At 38.4% G+C, this 947-nt stretch carries 2 protein-coding genes; one reads left to right on the top strand and one right to left on the bottom strand.

Annotated features, from left to right (window positions below; genetic code table 11):
• Positions 1-361: chloride channel protein (locus tag BAZSYMA_RS07265; RefSeq protein WP_195910145.1), on the top strand; the 361-nt coding region annotated here is incomplete at its 5' end.
• On the opposite strand, the gene BAZSYMA_RS07260 is transcribed toward BAZSYMA_RS07265, so the two are convergent.
• Positions 348-770, bottom strand: a complete 423-nt coding sequence (locus tag BAZSYMA_RS07260; RefSeq protein WP_090717223.1) for a CopD family protein — start codon at positions 768-770, stop codon at positions 348-350. The two genes, BAZSYMA_RS07265 and BAZSYMA_RS07260, sit on opposite strands and share 14 nt — an antisense overlap.
• Positions 771-947 lie beyond the last annotated feature (177 nt).

Raw genomic sequence — 947 nt, 5'->3', positions numbered from 1 at the left:
AGACTTTGTTGTGATGAAATACTTTGCCACGCTAAGCTCATTTGTATCTACTATTCCAGGTGGCGTCTTTATGCCAAGCATTTCAATTGGTGCGGGGCTTGGCTCAGAAGTGGCTAATTTCTATACACAAATTAATACGCAAGTTGTGATAATAATGGCAATGATTGGGTATTTAAGTGCGGTGATTAGAGCACCACTCACCTCAACTTTTGTCATTCTTGAAATGACGCTGAGTCTGCATTTACTACTCCCGGGATTACTGGTCGCCTTTATTGCTAACTTTATCTCTAAACAAATTTACCAACAACCTATCTACGAAGCCTTGGCTGACAACTACCTAAAACTCACTAAAAAGGCTTAACCACAACTAAAATAACAATTGCTATCAGTATTAGTACTGGAAATTCGTTAAACCAGCGATAAAAAATATGTGAACGAGTATTGTTATTCGCTTTGAAAACTAACAGCAAATACCCACAATAAAAATGATAAGCAATCAGTGGCACAACCAGTGCCAACTTAGCGTGTAGCCAATATTGAGTGCTATAAACTGCCCAGTTGTCAATCACCATCCAAGCGCCTAATACTGTTGCCAAAACAAAACTCGGCATCATAATGCCACGATAGAGCTTACACTCCATCACTTTAAAACGCTCAATACTCACTTGGTCATCACTCATCGCATGATAAACAAAAAGGCGTGGCAAGTAAAACAAAGCCGCAAACCAAGTAATCACACTAATAATATGAAAGGCTTTTATCCACAACATCCAACAACTCCGAACAAACAAACAATAACCCTAATCCAAAAATAGAAATCAAAAAAACACACAAACCCCAACTGGTATAATGGTTTCAACCAAAAAACCGTTTCACCCATTGGGTGAAAACACAAAACACAAAAGACAACCACACCCCCTTTATACACAACCAAACCTTACTACATT

This window comes from Bathymodiolus azoricus thioautotrophic gill symbiont, assembly GCF_001298715.1.
Classification (GTDB): Bacteria; Pseudomonadota; Gammaproteobacteria; order PS1; family Pseudothioglobaceae; genus Thiodubiliella.
The sequence above is the reverse complement of the archived record's forward strand: the minus strand, read 5'-3'. Positions and strand labels throughout refer to the sequence as shown.

Excerpts from the sequence above, each read along its gene's own strand:
- BAZSYMA_RS07260 (WP_090717223.1), bottom strand. The coding sequence starts at position 770 with ATGTTGTGGATAAAAGCCTTTCATATTATTAGTGTGATTACTTGGTTT.